Raw genomic sequence first — 17,887 nt, 5'->3', positions numbered from 1 at the left:
AACAAAAAAGGCGTCCCATGGACGCCTTTTCGATTGGTTGCAGTGGCAATTACTTTTTGCCCAGCATACCGAAACGCTTGTTGAACTTGTCGATACGACCACCGGTATCAACAACTTTCTGAGTACCAGTGTAGAAAGGGTGACATGCACCGCAAACGTCCAAGTGCAGAGCTTTGCCTGCAGTAGAGTTTACTTTGATGACGTTGCCACAAGTACAAGTTGCAGTGATTTCTGCGTATTCAGGATGGATACCTGGTTTCATTGGGGTTACCTCAAGTTAAGGCCATGTCGCTCTTCCAACCCGAAGTCGGACACCACATGCGGTTAATATCAAAAGTTCAGGGCGCAGAATAGTACAGTATCTACCCAGCGCTGACAAGTAGGCGACTACATCTGCTCGAACTTTTCTTTAGCGGCCGTCTTATCTCCATAGGACTCCAGCAAGCTACTACTGGGGCAGTGCAACTTGGCATCACTGCGAAGGTTGCGAATATTACCGCGACTGAAGGCCTTGGGATTGGCATCAAAAATGGCCAGCATGGCGCCATAGACATGGGTATGGCTGCTCTGTGCATAACGGCTGGCCACCCGCCAAAGGGTTTCTGTACCATCGAAATCCAGCATGCACCCCGGCTCACGATTATTAATTGGCTGTGCCTTCACCTGACGCCCCGGCGCGGCAACCGCTTGAGATGCCGAGGGCACACCAAGGCTTTGAGGCTCACTCTGGGGTTGACCGGCGACTTCTTTAACCCTTTGAGCTTGAACGGCTGGCGGTGGCACGACTTTGCTTGATACGACTGTGGCTGGCACAGCTCTGGCCTCTATCGTTTTGTTTTCTATGGCCTTGTTTTCTAAAGCTTGGGTTGACACGGCAACCTGCGGTGGCTCACCCGGTATCTGCTCGGCAAAGACTCTTGCCCGGTTGGAGCGCAGCGCCACAGGCACTGAGGTATCGAACAAGGGCAAGCGTTTGAGTTCATGCCAACGATTGATTCGGTATTCCCGCACCAACAATTCGGCCTGCTTGTCGGTCACTTCATCTATCCCCAGCAGCAGCACCATGTAACGGTTGATGGGTTGCACCATGAGTTTTTCCGCCGCACCTTGCTGCCTGACAATAAACTCAAGCCGGGTCATATCCTCACTGTCGGCCACCACGTTGACCTTGATCAGCGGCAGATGCCCGAGTTCAAACATTCTTTGATTGATACTGACATGGGCGGTTTCTGCTCTGGCAACAGACGTTAGCAACATGAGTACAAGCATCAGTAAACCCGCTCTCATCCATATCCTCTCTAATTCGATTTGTCGTTACCCAGTTTAGGTTATCCGGCTTAGGTTCTCTGACTTAGGGTCTCTGGTTTGGATTCGTTAAGTCAGCACGTTCAAGCTGCGGTTTTTGCGGCTTTTTGTTTCCGGGACTGGTTCTCTCATTCTAGCCTGAGTAAACTGACGGGCAACATGTGCCGTGATTATTTGCGAAAACTCTGACTATGCCGCAGTTTGTAGAAGTTGCCCTTCCCGTTCCCATGCGGCAGAACTTCAGTTACCTGATGCCCAAAGCTTGCCCCTGGCCACTCGAGCCGGGAATGCGGGTGCGCGTGCCCTTTGGCCGCCAGCAACTAATAGGCCTGGTGACAGGCCTGAGTGATAAGTGCGAACTCGAACCCAAACAACTCAAGCCGGTATATCAAGTGCTGGACAGCGCGCCATTGCTGCCACCAGCGCTGTACCAACTGACCCTCTGGGCCGCCAGATACTATTTCTGCAGCCAGGGGCAGATGTTGACCCAGGCCCTGCCGGTGGCGCTGCGCAAGGGTGCCGATGCCGCGCCGGAGAAAATCAGTTATCTGTGTCTGACCAGTGCGGGCCAGGAGGCCACACTGGAGTCGCTGAAACGCGCTCCCGCCCAACGCAAACTGCTGCAACAGCTCAAACAGGGGGAACTGACTACTGAAGAGGTCAATGCGCTGGAGCTGAGCAAGAGTGCCATCAAGGGGCTGCTGGACAAGGGCTGGGCCGAGCAACGAGAGCGGTCAGTCAGCGCCAATCTTGAATGGCGGCAACAGCTAGAGCTGGGGGAAGAACCTCACAGGCTCAACCCGGAGCAAGCCGTGGCGGTCGCCAGCCTCAATGCCCAGAGCGGCTATCAGTGCAGCTTGCTTGAAGGGATCACGGGCTCAGGCAAGACAGAGGTCTATCTGGCGGTACTGGAAACCATACTCAAGGCTGGCAAGCAGGCGCTGATCCTGGTGCCGGAAATCGGCCTGACGCCGCAAACCATCAACAGGTTCAAACGCAGATTCAAAGTCACGGTTGCCGTGATCCATTCCGGCCTGACCGACAAGCAGCGCCTCGACGCCTGGCGCCTGGCCCGCAGTGGCGAGGCGGCTATCATAATCGGCACCCGCTCGGCGCTGTTCACTCCCATGGCCTGGCCCGGGATCATCATTCTCGATGAGGAACACGACAGCAGTTTCAAACAGCAGGAAGGCGTGGGTTATCACGCCCGGGATCTGGCCGTCATGCGCGGCCATCTGGAGCAAGTTCCTGTACTGCTGGGCAGCGCGACGCCGTCGCTGGAGAGCCTGCAAAACGCCCTCAGCGGCCGCTATCAGCATCTGCAATTGGGAGAGCGGGCAGGCAATGCCCTCAAGGTGCGCCAAGGACTGATCGATATCCGCAACCAACCACTGCAGGCCGGCATGTCACAACCGCTGCTGAACGAGATGCGCCTGCATCTGCAGGCCGGCAACCAGGTGTTGCTGTTTCTCAATCGCCGCGGCTTTGCCCCTGCCCTGCTGTGCCACGAATGTGGCCATCTGCACGAGTGCGATCGCTGTGATGCGTTTTTCACCCTGCACCAATCTCTCGGCGAAATTCGCTGCCACCACTGCGGCAACCAGTATGCGATTCCACGCCAGTGCCACAACTGCGGCAGCACCATGTTGCAGGGCCAGGGCATAGGCACGGAACAATTGGAGGCGGCGCTCAGCAAGGAGTTTCCCGAGTATCCAGTGGTGCGAATCGACCGGGATACCACCAGCCGCAAAGGCTCGCTGGAACAGCACTTAAGCGCCATTCATCGCGGCGAATACAAGATATTGGTGGGCACCCAGATGCTGGCCAAGGGACATCACTTTCCCGATGTCACCCTAGTGGGGCTGCTCGATGTGGATGGCGCCCTGTTCAGCGCGGACTTTCGGGCCCCTGAGCGCTTCGGCCAGCTCTATACCCAGGTAGCCGGTCGCGCCGGCCGCGCCAGCAAGCCGGGCACTGTGCTGCTACAGACCCATCAGAGCGACAACCCTTTACTCAGGGATCTTATGCACAGAGGCTATGGCGAGTTTGCCCGCAGCCAGCTCAATGAACGCCAGCAGGCACTGCTACCCCCGGCCTGGCATATGGTACTGATCCGCGCCGAATCCCACCGCGCCGAGGATGCCGATGCCTTTCTGGCAGCCTTCGCCGCCATGTTACCCATGGACAAGGATTTTGAAGTGATAGGCCCACTGCCGGCGCCGCTGGATCGCAAGGCCGGCAAGTATCGGCGCCAGTTGTTGGCTCAGGCCAAGGACAGACGCAGGCTGCAACAGGTGTTTGAACAGCTGCTGCCCCAGGCCGAACAGCTGCCCGAGGCCAAGCGCTGCCGCTGGAGTCTGGATAGAGATCCTCAGGATCTGCTGTAACTGATAAGAGTCCGCAGGATCTGCTGTAACTCCCTTGAACGGCTTTAGTCCGGCTCAGAATTGACCGTGAGGCCCCTGCTTGTCCTGCGGCTTGCGCAGTAGCTTATAGGTCAGCCAACTGCCGAGCGCCAGCACCAGAGTAATCACCGGCGCCGCCATCAACGCCATGGTCAACAGCTTGCTGATCCGCTCCGGCAGAAACGGCATCATATAACCCAGCGATACCAATAGCCCTACCCAGAAGAAGGCGCTCAGGGCCGCAAAAAAATAGAAGCTCTTGATACAGGCCATGCGCACGCCCATCACCAAAGGCAGCAGCGAACGCACCAGCGGCAGGAAACGGGCACAGAAAAGCGCCACCAGCCCATGACGCCCAAGGAGTTTATCCACTGCCGCCAGGCTGTCAGGCGGCACCTTGTAGACCCAGCCCTGCACCCTGGGCAGACGATTGAGCAGCCGCCCCTGAACAAATGCCAAATAGCTGCCGCCTGCGGCCGCCACAAACAGCAACAGATACACCAGCAAGGGGTTGAGGATCCCCATGGCCGCCAGGGTACCTGAAAGAATGACCACACTGTCGCAAGGCAAGGGGGCCGCCGGCAGCAAGGCGCTCTCCAGAAAGATAAAGCTGAAGATGCAAACATAGATACTCAGGGCGATACCCGGAGCATGTAGCGCGGTAAAATCCTGCTGCCAAATAGCCTGTAACACTGTGGTGATGGAGTCCAGCATCTTTATCTCCATTAAAACTATCGGCACGCGCCGATGGGGAAATCTTGGATCCGAGAAGGATCGGAGAGACATCATACTCCCCCAAAATGAAGATCAGCGATTCTTAAACAAAGATTCATCCATAATAGTGATCTTAAAAGGCCCCCGGCTGCGGCAAACTCAGGCAACAACAAAATTTGCTGATAAAACCGTACAGGTGATAGCAATGTTACCGCCGAAAGCGCTAGAATGTGCGGTTATTCCCCTTTTAACCTTTATCAGTCAGTGTCGATAAAACGCCAATGAAATCACATATCCAATCTTTGCTTGAACAGACAGTAGCCACTTTGAAACAACAGGGGCTGGTCCCCGAAGAGACTGCGCCAAGGATTCAGGTAGACCGAACCAAGGATAAGAGTCACGGCGACTTGGCCACCAACCTGGCCATGATGCTGACCAAAGCTGCCGGCAAGCCGCCTCGGGAGCTGGCACAACTGATCATCGACAATCTGCCGGCCTCCGGCCATGTGGCCAAAATAGAGATAGCCGGCCCCGGCTTTATCAACTTCTTTATTGATGACAATGCCCTGGCCAAACAGCTGCAGGCGGCACTGGCTGACGAGCATCTGGGTATAAACCTGCCCAAGTCGCAGACAGTGGTAGTGGACTACTCCTCCCCTAACCTCGCCAAAGAGATGCATGTGGGCCACCTGCGCTCCACCATCATTGGCGACAGCGTTGTCCGGGCGCTGGAGTTTCTCGGTCACAAGGTGATCCGCCAAAACCACGTCGGTGACTGGGGTACCCAGTTCGGCATGTTGCTGGCCTATATGGAAGAGCTGCGGGCACAAAATGGTGAAAACGCCAACCTGGAGCTGTCGGATCTGGAAAGCTTCTATCGCGCCGCCAAACTGCGTTTCGACGAGTCGGCCGAATTTGCCATCCGCGCCCGCCAACTGGTGGTCGAGTTGCAATCCGGTGACGAGTACTGCAACAAGCTGTGGCGTGAATTCAACGATATCTCTCTGAGCCACTGCCATGAAGTGTATCAGCGCCTGGGCGTCAGCCTGACCCGCGCCGATGTCCATGGTGAAAGCGCTTACAACGACGATCTGGAACAGGTGGTCAAAGATCTGGATGCCCAAGGCTTGCTGTCTGAAAGTAACGGCGCCAAGGTGGTATTCCAGGAAGAATTCCGTAACAAAGACGGTGAAGCCCTGCCGGTAATCATTCAGAAGGCCGATGGCGGCTATCTCTATGCCACCACAGACCTGGCAGCCATGCGCTATCGCTCGGGTACCCTGCATGCCGATCGTGCCCTCTACTTCGTGGATCTGCGCCAGGCACTGCATTTCCAGCAAGTGTTCAGCCTGGCCCGCACCGCAGGTTTTGTGCGCCCGGAAATGACACTGGAACACATGGGCTTTGGCACCATGAACGGTGAAGACGGCCGCCCATTCAAGACCCGCAGCGGCGGCGTGGTGAAACTGGTTGACCTGCTCGATGAAGCCAATGTCAGGGCGCTGGAGCTGGTACGCAGCAAGAACCCCGACATGGACGAAGACACCCTGGCCGAAATTGCCCGGGTAGTGGGCATCGCCTCGGTGAAATACGCCGATCTGTCGAAGAACCGCGCCAGCGACTATATCTTCAGCTTCGATCAGATGCTGAGCTTTGAAGGCAACACAGCGCCATACCTGCTGTACGCCTACACCCGGGTTGCCGGGATCTTCAAGCGGGCCGAAGGTGTGGATTTGAGCAATGCCGTTATCGCTCTGGAACACGACAAGGAAAAAGAGCTGGGCAACAAGCTGGCCCAATTCGGTGAAATCCTTGCCCGTATGGTCGACAAGGGCCAACCCCATGTGCTTTGTGGTTATCTGTTTGAACTGGCGGGTGCCTTCTCCAGCTTTTACGAAGCCTGCCCTGTGCTGGCGGCCGATAACGAAACCCAGAAGCACAGCCGTCTGCTGCTGTCTCAGTTGACCGCCAAGACCCTCAAGCAGGGCCTGTCACTACTGGGTATCGAGACCCTGGAGCGCATGTAATCCATGGGACGCGATTACGCCAATAGCAAACCCAAGCCCCGCAAGCCTGCCAAGCGGGGCGCTCGCAAGCAACCGCAGCCCAAGCAAGGCTTTCCTGTGCTGTTGCTTGTGGTGGTAGTGGCCGTGGTGGCCGGCTTTGGCTATTTCCTCTGGAGCCTGAAGAGCAGCGCCCCCGAGGCCGAAGTGGCTAAGCCTCAGCCACAGACTAAGCCGGTGCCCCAGAAGAAAGACCCCAACGCCCTGCCGCCCAAGCCCAAAGAGGAGTGGACCTACCTCAAGGAGCTGGAAAACAAACAGGTAGAAGTGGATCTGCCGGAAGAGAGCAACAAGCCATCTCGCCCTTATCAGATGCAGTGCGGTTCCTTCCGGGTGCAGTCCCAGGCCGACGAGATGAAAGCCGTGATCGCCTTCCAGGGGCTAGAAGCCCAGGTGCGCAAGGTGCAAGGCACCAGCGGTGTCTGGTACAAGGTGGTACTCGGCCCCTATGACAGCAAGCGCGATGCCGAGCGGCAGCGCCACGTGCTGCAAAGAGCCGGTCTCAACGGCTGTATGATCTGGTTCTGGGAAGAATAAACTCCTCTCAATTTAAAAGCTGCAAACAATAAGATTTGCAGCCTTTTTGTTTTTCAGCACGAAAGCCTCTGCCGGGCACTTGATATTCCCGCCCCCAACCCCATATAGAAAACTATCACCTCATTAGTTGGCCTTGCTGTGCCCCCAATGGGCCGTTTCATGCAGCAGACCCTGGGGATTTGACCCATGACGGACGCGCCGTCCGCCCGAGAAGAGGATCTATCGTGACCACTATCGTATCTGTACGCCGTAATAATCAGGTTGTTGTCGCCGGCGACGGCCAAGTGTCTCTGGGCAACACTGTGATGAAAGGCAATGCCCGCAAAGTACGCCGCCTGTACCACAATAAGGTACTGGCCGGTTTTGCCGGTGGCACCGCCGATGCCTTTACCCTGTTTGAACGCTTCGAGGCCAAACTGGAGATGCATCAGGGGCATTTGATGAAGTCGGCGGTCGAACTGGCCAAAGACTGGCGCAGCGACAGAGCCTTGAGAAAACTCGAAGCCATGTTGGTAGTGGCCGATCATGAAAGCTCACTTATCATCACAGGTAACGGCGATGTGGTACAGCCGGAGCATGATCTTATCGCCATAGGCTCTGGTGGCAACTATGCCCAGGCCGCGGCGTTGGCGCTGCTGGAAAATACCGAACTGGGTGCCCGTGATATTGCCGAGAAGTCGCTGACCATAGCCGGTGATATCTGCGTATTTACCAACCAGTTCAAGACTATAGAAGAACTGAATTACTGATCCCGAGCGTGAGGAAGCATTATGTCTGAAATGACACCCCGCGAAATCGTCCACGAACTGGACGCGCATATCATAGGCCAACAGAAGGCCAAACGCTCTGTCGCAGTAGCCCTGCGTAACCGCTGGCGCCGCATGCAGCTGGATGCCGGCTTGCGCCAGGAAGTGACCCCGAAGAATATTCTGATGATAGGCCCAACCGGTGTCGGTAAGACAGAGATCGCCCGCCGTCTGGCCAAGCTGGCCAATGCGCCTTTCATCAAGGTTGAAGCGACCAAGTTCACCGAAGTGGGCTATGTGGGTAAGGAAGTGGAGCAGATCATCCGCGATCTCACCGACGCCGCGGTCAAACTGACCCGCGAGCAGCAGATGAAAAAGTGCCGCTCCCTCGCCGAAGAAGCCGCCGAGGAGCGGGTTCTCGATGCCCTGCTGCCCAAGCCAAAGAGTGAATGGGATCAGGAAACCGAGGACAAGTCTCACACCCGTCAGGTGTTCCGTAAGAAACTGCGTGAAGGCCAGTTGGACGACAAAGAGATCGAAATCGATGTCTCGGCGCCGCAAATTGGCGTCGAAATCATGTCGCCTCCCGGCATGGAAGAGATGACTAACCAGCTGCAGAGCCTGTTCCAGAACATGGGTCAGGGACAGAGCAAGCGCAAGAAACTCAAGATCAAGGATGCCTACAAGCTGCTGGTCGAAGAGGAAGCCGCCAAGCTGGTCAACCAGGAAGATCTCAAAGAGCAGGCCATTGAGCTGGTCGAGCAGCACGGCATAGTGTTCCTCGATGAGATAGACAAAATCTGTAAGCGCGGCGAAACCTCAGGCCCGGACGTATCCCGCGAAGGGGTACAGCGTGATCTATTGCCTCTGGTGGAAGGCTGCACTGTCAACACCAAGCACGGCATGGTGAAGACAGACCACATTCTGTTTATCGCCTCCGGCGCCTTCCAGATGAGCAAGCCATCGGATCTGATCCCCGAGCTGCAGGGCCGTCTGCCGATTCGGGTCGAGCTGGATGCCCTGACCGCCTCCGACTTCAAACGGATCCTCACCGAGCCCCACGCCTCGCTCACCGAGCAGTATGTGGCCTTGATGGGCACCGAAGGAGTCAGTATCGAATTTACCGAGTCCGGTATCGAGCGTATTGCCCAGGCCGCCTGGCAAGTCAACGAGCGTACCGAAAACATCGGCGCCCGTCGTCTGCACACTGTGATGGAGCGGCTGATGGAAGACATCTCTTTCGAGGCCAGCGACAAGTCCGGCAGCAAGTTTGTTATCGATGCCGAATATGTCGATGCTCACCTGGACAACCTGGTTCAGGATGAAGATCTGAGTCGCTTCATTCTCTGATTTTCACCTCAAAAAGCCTCCTTCGGGAGGCTTTTTTACGGCGCTTTTTTGCCTTCGGCGCGCGCATTCTTTATCATCCTCTCCTTTGCCCAAGCTGGAACCCAAGCTATGAAACTGACTCTGCTGACTCAAGAGCTGTACAGCAAGCTCTACCGTGATATTCAGGAATTTCGCGCCACTTTCGACCTGCCGGTCAACTCTCCTGACACCCTGGATGCCAAGGCAGACACACTGCACACCTCACTTATCAGCGAAGAGCTGACCGAACTGGCCGAGGCCGGCGATAAAGTTGAACAGGCTGACGCCATAGTCGACAGCGTGTATGTGTTGATGGGCCGCTTGGTACACTTGGGCTGCACCCAAGTCGGAGAGCGACTGGAGATCAGCTACCTGATAGATCTGCTGCTGCAGGTTGCCGCCAACAAGGCAATCGACTTTGAGCCCTGCTGGGATGAGGTACATGCCAGCAACATGAGCAAGGTGTGCCGCAATGAGCAGGAACTGGCGGATACTGTGGCTCACTATGCCAAGCAAGGGGTGGAAATTGTCGGCAGCCGTCAGGGCGATTTCCTGATAGCCAAGTGCGCCAAAGATGTGGAAATGACCGGCAAGACAGTGCGCCAGGGCAAAGTGCTCAAGTCTGTCTATTATCGTCCGGCCAACCTCAAGGCTCTGGTTTAGCCCCCTCGAGTTTGCTCAGCTCCCTGTAGGTCATCCATTGTCCTTCAGGGGGCAAGGTCTGACTCATGTCCAGCTCAGAGATGTTTTGCGGGGTGACTACCCGGATCTCCGGGCTGACCCGCCCAGGCACTTTTTCGCCCTGCAGCAGCCTCACCGCCAAATCAACCGAAATTCTCGCCTGCAGTACAGGTGAGTCTGTCACTGTTGCCATCAACTTGCCCTGCTCAACCAAGGCCATGGTTTGCGGATTACTGTAAAATGCCAACACCCGCCCGGGAAACATTCTGGCCGCCACAGTGGCCGCCACCGCATTGCCCAGTAGATAATCGGCCTGAAAGCGCCGGGTCAGCGCCCGCACCAAGTCGGCCTGCACAAAGGTTTCAGTGACACCATAACCGCCTTCAATCAGCTCGACTTGTGAACCGCTAAGCCCCTGTTTTAGTCCCAACTCGGCATCCATCACCCAAGCCGCTCCCGAAGGGCCGGGAAACCAGGCCAGGCTGAAATCCTGTCTGCCACTGGCGGCAAACAGATATTGCACCGCGGCTTGAGTCATATCGACAAAAGACACCAACGAGCGACTGTCTACCTGATTGCTGTTAATGCCATTGACCAGATCCACAACTTTGGCGCCCTTGGCCCTGAGCCTCGGCAACTCAGCGTTGAAAAGCTCCGCCGAGACTGCCGCCAGAATATAACCTTGGGCGCCGCGGGCCTCGCATTCATCTAGCTGGCGCAGTTGCCGCTCCGCCTCAGTGTAGCCACCGGCATCATAAATACCTATCTCGACGCCCAGCCTGTCCGCCTCCTCGGCCAAGCCCCAGGCGACACCCCACCAATAATGATCTTTACCGTGGGGTAAAAGAGCACAGAGGCGCCAGGCTTTGTTGGCCCGCACCAGCGGCTTATACAATTGCGCTTCACCATCGGCACGCACCTTGACCGGATACCAGGTTGCCGTGGCAGGAAAAACCAGCAGCAATAAACTGCAGAGGAGATATTTCATCTTTTATTCCCGAGAGTCACTCTATTAACCTTATACCAATCGCCATAAAGTGGTGCCTTGATCGCGCATTCGACTGACTCGGGACGAAAGAGAAGCAGAATTCAGCTACAAAAAAAGCAGACCTCCTGGTCTGCTTTGTCAGTGAGTTAAAGTGGTTAGAACTTCACTAGGGTCCCTTTCAGTGCCACCCCGGCCATGATGGCACCGGCGCCACACTCATATTCGGTCTCGCTGGCAAACTCACGCTTCTTGTAATAGGACTGGATATTGACCACAGCGTCCATCCCCTCACGCTCGGCGCGCTCCTGCAACGCCTTTAGCGCACTCAACATCACCCACTCACAGGCTTCGCGATCCGACTTGCCAAAGGCATTGGTCTTTTTATTGGTGATCACCTCACCATAGCTCTTGCTGATCTCCGGGTGAGCCTGAGTGGCAAAATACAGTGGCACATCGTAAAGGGCTTCTTTGGCCTTCTCGGTCTGCAGCAGTTCCTGCACCGGATACTGGGCTATGGTGTCGCGGGCCGCGGCGTTGGCACTGACCATCAGGGCCAGCAGCGCCAGAGCAAGTGATTTTTTCATCTATATCTCCCTATTGCGGCTCCACGCCGCAGTCAAAGCTTTGATTGCAGTCCATCTAAAGATAGGGTCACTCCGCCGGTTGCAGAAGTGACTAATTCGCAATGATACAGGCAGTTACATACACTAGACCAGAAAAAGCTCAAGCCCTGATAAAGGCCGCCATCAACTCACGGGTCAAGTCGGCGGCGGGAATTTCCCGACATCCATCCGGATTCTGACCACACCAGAGCGGGCTGAAATCACTGCAGTCACGTGCTTCTGCCGCAGCGCGCAGCGGCGCAATGGCATTGGCCGCCAATGGGAAATCCGGCGCTTGCCCCAAAGGCCCCAGCTCACGCATCAAACGGGTCATTATGCCTCTGGCCGGACGGCCACTGTAGAGATTGGTCAGCGCCGTATGGCGATTCATTTGCGGATCTTTCAGCGCTTGGCGATGCAGTTCACTGATCTCGGCCTCCGGGCACAAGAGATAGACCGTGCCCACCTGCACCCCGGCCGCTCCCAAAGCCATGGCCGCCTGCACTCCGGCGGCGTTGGCAATACCTCCGGCGGCAATCACGGGCACTTTCACCGCCTGAACCAGGCGCGGTAGCAGGGCAAAGGTACCACTGTGCTCGGTCAAATCATCACTGAGGAAATGGCCTCTGTGACCACCGGCTTCCAGGCCCTGGGCTATGATGGCATCCACACCTCTGGATTCGAGCCACTTGGCCTCGGCGACGCTGGTTGCCGAGGCAATCACCTTGGTGCCCCAGCTCTTGACCCTGAGCATCAGCTCGGTGGAGGGAAGCCCGAAATGAAAACTCACCACTTCGGGACGAAAGGGTTCTATAACCGCGGCGACCTCGGCATCAAAGGGACGCCGCTCGGCGCCACCGCCGAGATCTTCGACCTCGAATTCACGGTAATAGGGCGCCAGTTGCTGCAGCCAGGCATGCAAACGCTCGACTTGTTCCTCGGGTGGCTTGTGGCAGAAGAAGTTGAGGTTTACCGGCCGGTCACTCTGGCGCCTGAAGCTCTCTAGCGCCAGCTTGAGTTTGTCATGGGATAACATGGCGCAGGGAATAGAACCAAGCGCACCGGCGGAAGCGACGGCCAATGCCAGCGGCACGCCTTGGGCACCGGCCATGGGGGCTTGAATAAGCGGCAATTCAATACCAAAGAGTTGTTCTATCAACATACCAAGACTCCTTCTTGCTTCAGTCCTCAGCGGCGCTATTCCCGCTGCTTGGTTCAATCATCCGGCTGTTCAGACTAACGGTTGGCGGTTGTTTGCGCCAGCAAAAACGCCGCGATAATCGCGGCGTTGACAGTCAAACTCAGTGTCGTTCAGAGCAGGTAATCCATCCCCAAGGCGACAAACAAGGCCATACCCGCCCAGTTGTTGTTGAGAAATGCCTTGAAGCAGGGAGCCCGCTGCCGGTCGTAAATCAGCCTCTGCTGATAAAGCCCAAAGCCGATAAAGGCCAGCAGCCCCACCAGATAGAGGGCACCTCGCTCGGCCACATAACCTGCAGTCATAAAGCAGGCCAGCGCTGCCAACTGAAACAGGCCGATGATCTGCCTGTCGTAACGGCCGAACAGAATGGCGGTGGACTTGATCCCCACCTTGAGGTCATCGTCCCTGTCGACCATGGCATACATGGTGTCGTAGGCGACAGTCCAGAACCAGTTGGCGGCAAATAGCCACCAGGCTTCGACAGGCACTTCACCTGTCTGGGCGGCATAGGCCATGGGAATCGACCAGCTCCAGACTATGCCGAGGAACATCTGCGGCATATTGGTGTAGCGCTTGGTGAAGGGATAGATAATGGTCAGCAGCATGCCGACAAGGGAGAGTTTAACCACCAGAGGGTTGAGCAACAGCACCAAACCAAAGGCAAACAGCCCCATGACCACAAACAGGCCCAGCGCTTCTTTGACCGTGACCTCACCACTGGCCAAGGGCCTGGACCTGGTGCGCTCGACATAGGTATCCAGCTCGCGGTCGGCATAGTCGTTAATGATGCAGCCACAGGCACGCATCACAAACACACCTACGATAAAGATGATCAGCACCTTGAGATCCGGTAAGCCCCCGGCCGCCAGCCACAGCGCCATTAAACAGGGCCACAGCAGCAGAAAAGTTCCTATGGGTCTGTCCAGACGCGACAGACGGGCATAGACATCAATTTTTTCCCTCAAGTTCATCGGTAGGCTCTCCAACACATCTCAGCCTTAAATTTGCCAAGCATTATGACTCAGCAACAGTGTGATTGACACCGCAAAACGCGAATTTTCCTACCCGGGCTGTCAACAAGCAGTTAACTTGGCGTAGGCCACCACCAACCACTTGCTGCCGAAGTCATCGAAATTCACCTGCACCCTGGCCTGTGCTCCCTGGCCTTCAAAATTGGTCACTATCCCCTCACCGAATTTGGGGTGCAGCACCCGTTGGCCAACATTGAAGCCCGTGTCATTGAAGCTGCTTTGCGACTTGCTAAACCTGTTATTGGCCATGGGAGTTGCCACCTGCGCCTTGAGACGGATCTCCTGCAGGTACTGAGGCGGGATCTCCTTGATAAAGCGCGATGGCCGTGAGTAGTTTTCACGGCCATAGATGCGGCGTGACTCGGCATAGGTGATATACAGCTGCTGCATGGCGCGGGTCATGCCCACGTAACACAGGCGCCGCTCTTCTTCCAAACGATCGCCCTCTTCCAACGACAACTGGCTGGGGAACAGCCCTTCTTCGACACCGGCCATAAACACCAGCGGGAACTCCAGCCCCTTGGCCGAGTGCAGCGTCATCAACTGCACCGCATCTGTGTGAGCATCAGCCTGGCCTTCTCCCGCCTCCAGCGCCGCATGGGACAGGAAGGCATTCAACTCACCCATGTCAACCAGCTCTTCCGGCACTTCGAAGGTGCGCGCCGCAGTGACCAGTTCCTCGAGGTTTTCCACTCTGGCCTGAGCCTTTTCGCCCTTTTCCTGCTCATACATGGCCTTGAGCCCGGAGTCCTGGATCACTATATCCGCCTGGCGATAGAGGGGCAGCTCTTCGGTGTCGCTGCGCAACTGCACTATCAAGTCCATAAAGCTGCGCACCGCATTGGCGGCGCGGCCGGCCAAGACCTTCTCTTCCAACAAACGGACGCAGGCCTGCCACAGGGTCAATTGCTGCTGCCGGGCCGTGGTTCTGAGAATATCCAAAGTGCGATCACCTATACCTCGGGCGGGAGTGTTGACCACCCGCTCGAAGGCGGCGTCATCGTCGCGGTTGGCAATCAGACGCAGGTATCCCATGGCATCCTTGATCTCCTGACGCTCGAAGAAGCGCAAGCCGCCATAGATGCGATAGGCCAGCCCCTTGTGCAGCAAGGCCTCTTCCAATACCCGTGATTGAGCATTACTGCGATAGAGGATGGCGCAGTCACTGAGACTGCCACCCTTGTCCTGCCAGTCGCCAATGCGGCCTATGATGAAGCGGGCTTCATCCATCTCATTGAAGGCACAGTAAACTGAGATCGGCTCACCATCGACATCTTCGGTCCATAGCTGTTTGCCCAGCCGATCCGGGTTGTTGGCGATAAGTTCGTTGGAGGCCTTGAGAATATTGCCGCTGGAGCGATAGTTTTGCTCCAGGCGAATAGTTTCGGCATTGGGAAAGTCCTGTAAAAACTTGTGCAGGTTTTCCACTTGGGCGCCGCGCCAGCCATAAATGGACTGGTCGTCGTCGCCCACTATCATCACATTGGCGCTCTTGCCTGCCAATACTCTGATCCAGGCATATTGAATGGCGTTGGTGTCCTGAAACTCATCCACCAGAATATTGCGGAACCTATCCTGATAGTGAACCAGAATATGCTCCTTGTTGAGAAACAGCTCGTGAGCCCGCAAGAGTATCTCGGCAAAGTCTACCAGCCCGGCGCGGTCACAGGATTCCTGATACACCTGATAGATTTGCACCAGCTTCTGCTCCATGGGGAAGAGGCCGCCATCCAGATGTTTCGGCCTTAGCCCTTCATCCTTCTTGCCGTTGATATAGCCGGCCACCATCCGCGGCGGATACTGTTTCTCATCCAGATTCAGGCTTTTGAGGATGCGCTTGAGCAGCCGCAGTTGATCATCCGAGTCGAGGATCTGAAAATTTTGCGGCAGGCCGGCATCCTGCCAGTGAGTGCGCAGCAGACGATGGGCCAGACCATGGAAGGTACCGATCCACATGCGGCCCATATGGTTGCCGACTATCTTCTCCACCCGTTCCCGCATCTCAGCGGCCGCCTTATTGGTGAAGGTCACCGCCATAATGGAGTATGGGCTCTGGTTTTCCACCTGCAGCAGCCAGGCAATCCTGTGAGTCAGTACCCGGGTCTTGCCGCTGCCGGCACCGGCGAGCACCAGCATGCTGGATTGAGGTGCGGCTACCGCCTCACGCTGCTTGTCATTCAGGCCATCCAATAAAGAAGATACGTCCATTCGCGCCTCCACAAAAACGAGCGCGCATTATAGCAGGAAAGACCCATAGCTCCTACGCGCCTTGGCAGGCTACTGACAGAACTGGACTCTGATGCAGGGGGCACAGCAGAGTCGGCTCTATCTGTATTCCTCCTGCTTTGACCACAAACAAGACACTGCATTTGGCATTGATATTAAATCATTACTAAATAATGACTTAACAATATAAACAATCAAAAATACTAAAAATTAAAACAATTACCTATTAAATTGCCACAACTCACAGTTTGCATCCGGACAAACACCTAGGATCTTGAAACATTCACTATATATTTCATACATTTGTTTTGGAGCCGGGTTGTGAACCAAGCCATCTTTTCCAATCTTTCTTTGCGCAAGTTGTTGATCACCTTGTTCGCCGCGCTGCTGGCGCTGTTTTGCCTGTCATTGGGCACCATTGCCTATCACCTGCAGGAGGTGAAAAGCCAGATAAGCCTGCTGGAGCGGGAGTACCACAGCAATGATCAGGCCGCCTCTTTGCTGCAACTGGTATCCGGCCTCAGACGGGAACAGCTGGGATACAGCTTGAGACGGGTACTGAATGCCCCCATGAGTGAGGAGTCACGTCAGTACCTGCAGGATCAGACCCTGGCGATCAACTCGGCGCTGGCGCAACTGAAACAGGGTGCCGGGCAAGATACCCTGGTGCAACTGCACAAGCTGGATGCGCCACTGCAGGCCTTTATGGGACTGCATAAACAATTTTTGGATCGAGACAGCAGCGACCTGCCGGAAAACACCGCCAACATGCTGACCTCCATGGAGTCCTGGCATATTTACAACAATGTCGAGACCGAACTCAAAGCCTTGATGGAACTGGAAACCAATAAGGTCAGCTCTGCCAGAAGCGCCAGTGAACAGGCAATTCAATCCCTCAGCAGCAGTCTGGTCATCGTCTTCTGCCTCTTTGTGACTCTGGCATTGGGAGCCGGCTGGTTCCTGCTGCGGCGAATTTTTATCCCCCTTGGCGCCACTACCCAAGTGCTGGAGCAGATAGCCTCTGGCGATCTCGCAACCGAAATTCCGATGGAAAAATTCAGCAGCAGCGAGTTCAAACACCTGGCCGAAACCCTGGGACAGATGCGTAACACTCTGCATGAGATGATTTCCCAGATAGGCGCGGCCTCGGTGCAACTGGCCGCCGCCGTGGAAGAGATGACTACAGTCGCCGCCGAAGCCGCCGAAGAGATGCAGCAACAGCGCTCTGAGGTCGATCAGGTGGCTACCGCCATGACAGAGCTGCAGAGCTCGATTGCCGATATCTCCCGCAACACCACCCAAACCGCCGATCAGGCCAACCAAGGGGTGCTGGCCACCACAGAGGGCCAACAAGTGGTGCTGCAGACACTGGATACCATTCAAAGCTCAGATGCGGAAATCACCGCCGCCAGCGAAGTGATAGGCCAGTTGCAAAAAGACTCAGATTCCATTGCCATGGTGCTGGAAGTGATCGCCCAAATAACAGAGCAGACCAATTTATTGGCCCTCAACGCCGCCATCGAAGCCGCCAGGGCCGGTGAGGCAGGAAGAGGCTTTGCCGTGGTGGCCGATGAGGTGCGCACACTCGCCAGCCGTACCCAAAGCTCGGCGCTGGAAATCAAAGGCACCATAGAACAGCTGCAGCAAAGAGCTCTGCACGCCAACGAAGTGATGCAAAAGAGCCGCGAGCGGATGCAGGGCAGTGTTCGCTGCGCCAATGAGGCCAGCGATGCGATTGAAAGGATCAGTGCCGCTATCGGCATCATCAACGACATGGCGATTCAGGTGGCCAGTGCCACCGAGCAGCAAACAGCGGTTACCGGTGAGTTGGGGGTCAACATCACCAATATCAGTGATGCCGCCTCCAAGGTGTCCATGGGGACGGGGCATGTGTCTCAATCCAGCCAGGAGCTGAGTCAGTTGGCCCACAACCTGGCGCATTTGATCAGCCGTTTCCGCACCTAAAATGAGATCTTTGTCACACCCATGCGGCCACGACGGCCGCATGATAATACCATTC

General features: G+C 56.1%; 15 protein-coding genes. 7 read left to right on the top strand and 8 right to left on the bottom strand.

Features of this window, described 5'->3' with window-relative positions; genetic code table 11:
* Window positions 1-49 precede the first annotated feature (49 nt).
* Both rpmE and N512_RS0104775 read right to left on the bottom strand, forming a co-directional pair.
* Window positions 50-262, bottom strand: a complete 213-nt coding sequence (gene rpmE / locus N512_RS0104780) for a 50S ribosomal protein L31 (RefSeq protein ID WP_025009259.1) — start codon at window positions 260-262, stop codon at window positions 50-52.
* 125 nt (window positions 263-387) lie between these two features.
* The gene (locus N512_RS0104775) at window positions 388-1,269 is read right to left on the bottom strand and encodes a FimV/HubP family polar landmark protein (protein ID WP_197021430.1); all 882 of its coding nucleotides are present in this window, start codon (window positions 1,267-1,269) and stop codon (window positions 388-390) included.
* Window positions 1,270-1,496: 227 nt separating this feature from the next.
* Here N512_RS0104775 and priA point away from each other — a divergent pair, with 227 nt between their 5' ends.
* A complete protein-coding gene (priA, locus tag N512_RS0104770) occupies window positions 1,497-3,692 on the top strand; it encodes a primosomal protein N' (protein WP_028779589.1) in 2,196 nt (731 codons plus the stop codon).
* Window positions 3,693-3,746: 54 nt separating this feature from the next.
* On the opposite strand, the gene N512_RS0104765 is transcribed toward priA, so the two are convergent.
* Window positions 3,747-4,424 (bottom strand): DedA family protein, encoded by a 678-nt coding sequence (locus N512_RS0104765; protein ID WP_028779588.1) that lies wholly within the window; start codon window positions 4,422-4,424, stop codon window positions 3,747-3,749.
* Window positions 4,425-4,705: 281 nt separating this feature from the next.
* Between N512_RS0104765 and argS the strand changes: the two genes are divergently transcribed.
* The 5 genes from argS (at window position 4,706) to N512_RS0104740 (ending at window position 9,801) form a co-directional block, all read left to right on the top strand.
* Window positions 4,706-6,451 carry an arginine--tRNA ligase gene (argS, locus tag N512_RS0104760; RefSeq protein WP_028779587.1) on the top strand — a complete coding sequence of 582 codons (1,746 nt, stop codon included), beginning with the start codon at window positions 4,706-4,708 and terminating at the stop codon, window positions 6,449-6,451.
* 3 nt (window positions 6,452-6,454) lie between these two features.
* Window positions 6,455-7,024, top strand: a complete 570-nt coding sequence (locus tag N512_RS0104755; protein ID WP_028779586.1) for an SPOR domain-containing protein — start codon at window positions 6,455-6,457, stop codon at window positions 7,022-7,024.
* Window positions 7,025-7,248: 224 nt separating this feature from the next.
* Window positions 7,249-7,773 (top strand): ATP-dependent protease subunit HslV, encoded by a 525-nt coding sequence (gene hslV / locus N512_RS0104750; protein WP_025009255.1) that lies wholly within the window; start codon window positions 7,249-7,251, stop codon window positions 7,771-7,773.
* A gap of 21 nt (window positions 7,774-7,794) precedes the next feature.
* A complete protein-coding gene (gene hslU, locus N512_RS0104745) occupies window positions 7,795-9,120 on the top strand; it encodes an HslU--HslV peptidase ATPase subunit (protein ID WP_028779585.1) in 1,326 nt (441 codons plus the stop codon).
* 108 nt (window positions 9,121-9,228) lie between these two features.
* A complete protein-coding gene (locus N512_RS0104740) occupies window positions 9,229-9,801 on the top strand; it encodes a nucleoside triphosphate pyrophosphohydrolase family protein (RefSeq protein ID WP_028779584.1) in 573 nt (190 codons plus the stop codon).
* Here the strand turns inward: N512_RS0104740 and torT are convergent.
* From torT to uvrD, 5 genes are all read right to left on the bottom strand, one after another.
* On the bottom strand, window positions 9,785-10,807 hold the full coding sequence (torT, locus tag N512_RS0104735; protein ID WP_028779583.1) for a TMAO reductase system periplasmic protein TorT: 1,023 nt from the start codon (window positions 10,805-10,807) through the stop codon (window positions 9,785-9,787). The two genes, N512_RS0104740 and torT, sit on opposite strands and share 17 nt — an antisense overlap.
* A gap of 155 nt (window positions 10,808-10,962) precedes the next feature.
* Complete coding sequence (locus tag N512_RS0104730) at window positions 10,963-11,391, bottom strand: hypothetical protein (RefSeq protein WP_025009251.1); 429 nt, start codon at window positions 11,389-11,391, stop codon at window positions 10,963-10,965.
* Window positions 11,392-11,530: 139 nt separating this feature from the next.
* Window positions 11,531-12,571: an NAD(P)H-dependent flavin oxidoreductase gene (locus N512_RS0104725; RefSeq protein WP_028779582.1), complete on the bottom strand. Its 1,041-nt coding sequence runs from the start codon at window positions 12,569-12,571 to the stop codon at window positions 11,531-11,533.
* A 149-nt stretch (window positions 12,572-12,720) separates the two neighbouring features.
* On the bottom strand, window positions 12,721-13,581 hold the full coding sequence (ubiA, locus tag N512_RS0104720) for a 4-hydroxybenzoate octaprenyltransferase (protein WP_028779581.1): 861 nt from the start codon (window positions 13,579-13,581) through the stop codon (window positions 12,721-12,723).
* A gap of 102 nt (window positions 13,582-13,683) precedes the next feature.
* A complete protein-coding gene (gene uvrD, locus N512_RS0104715) occupies window positions 13,684-15,849 on the bottom strand; it encodes a DNA helicase II (RefSeq protein WP_028779580.1) in 2,166 nt (721 codons plus the stop codon).
* 339 nt (window positions 15,850-16,188) lie between these two features.
* Between uvrD and N512_RS0104710 the strand changes: the two genes are divergently transcribed.
* Complete coding sequence (locus N512_RS0104710) at window positions 16,189-17,832, top strand: methyl-accepting chemotaxis protein (RefSeq protein ID WP_025886800.1); 1,644 nt, start codon at window positions 16,189-16,191, stop codon at window positions 17,830-17,832.
* The last annotated feature ends 55 nt before the right edge of the window (window positions 17,833-17,887 follow it).

Origin of the sequence: Shewanella sp. 38A_GOM-205m, from assembly GCF_000518445.1 — a bacterium.
GTDB classification, from domain to species: domain Bacteria; phylum Pseudomonadota; class Gammaproteobacteria; order Enterobacterales; family Shewanellaceae; genus Shewanella; species Shewanella algae.
This window is presented reverse-complemented; position numbering and strand designations above follow the sequence as displayed.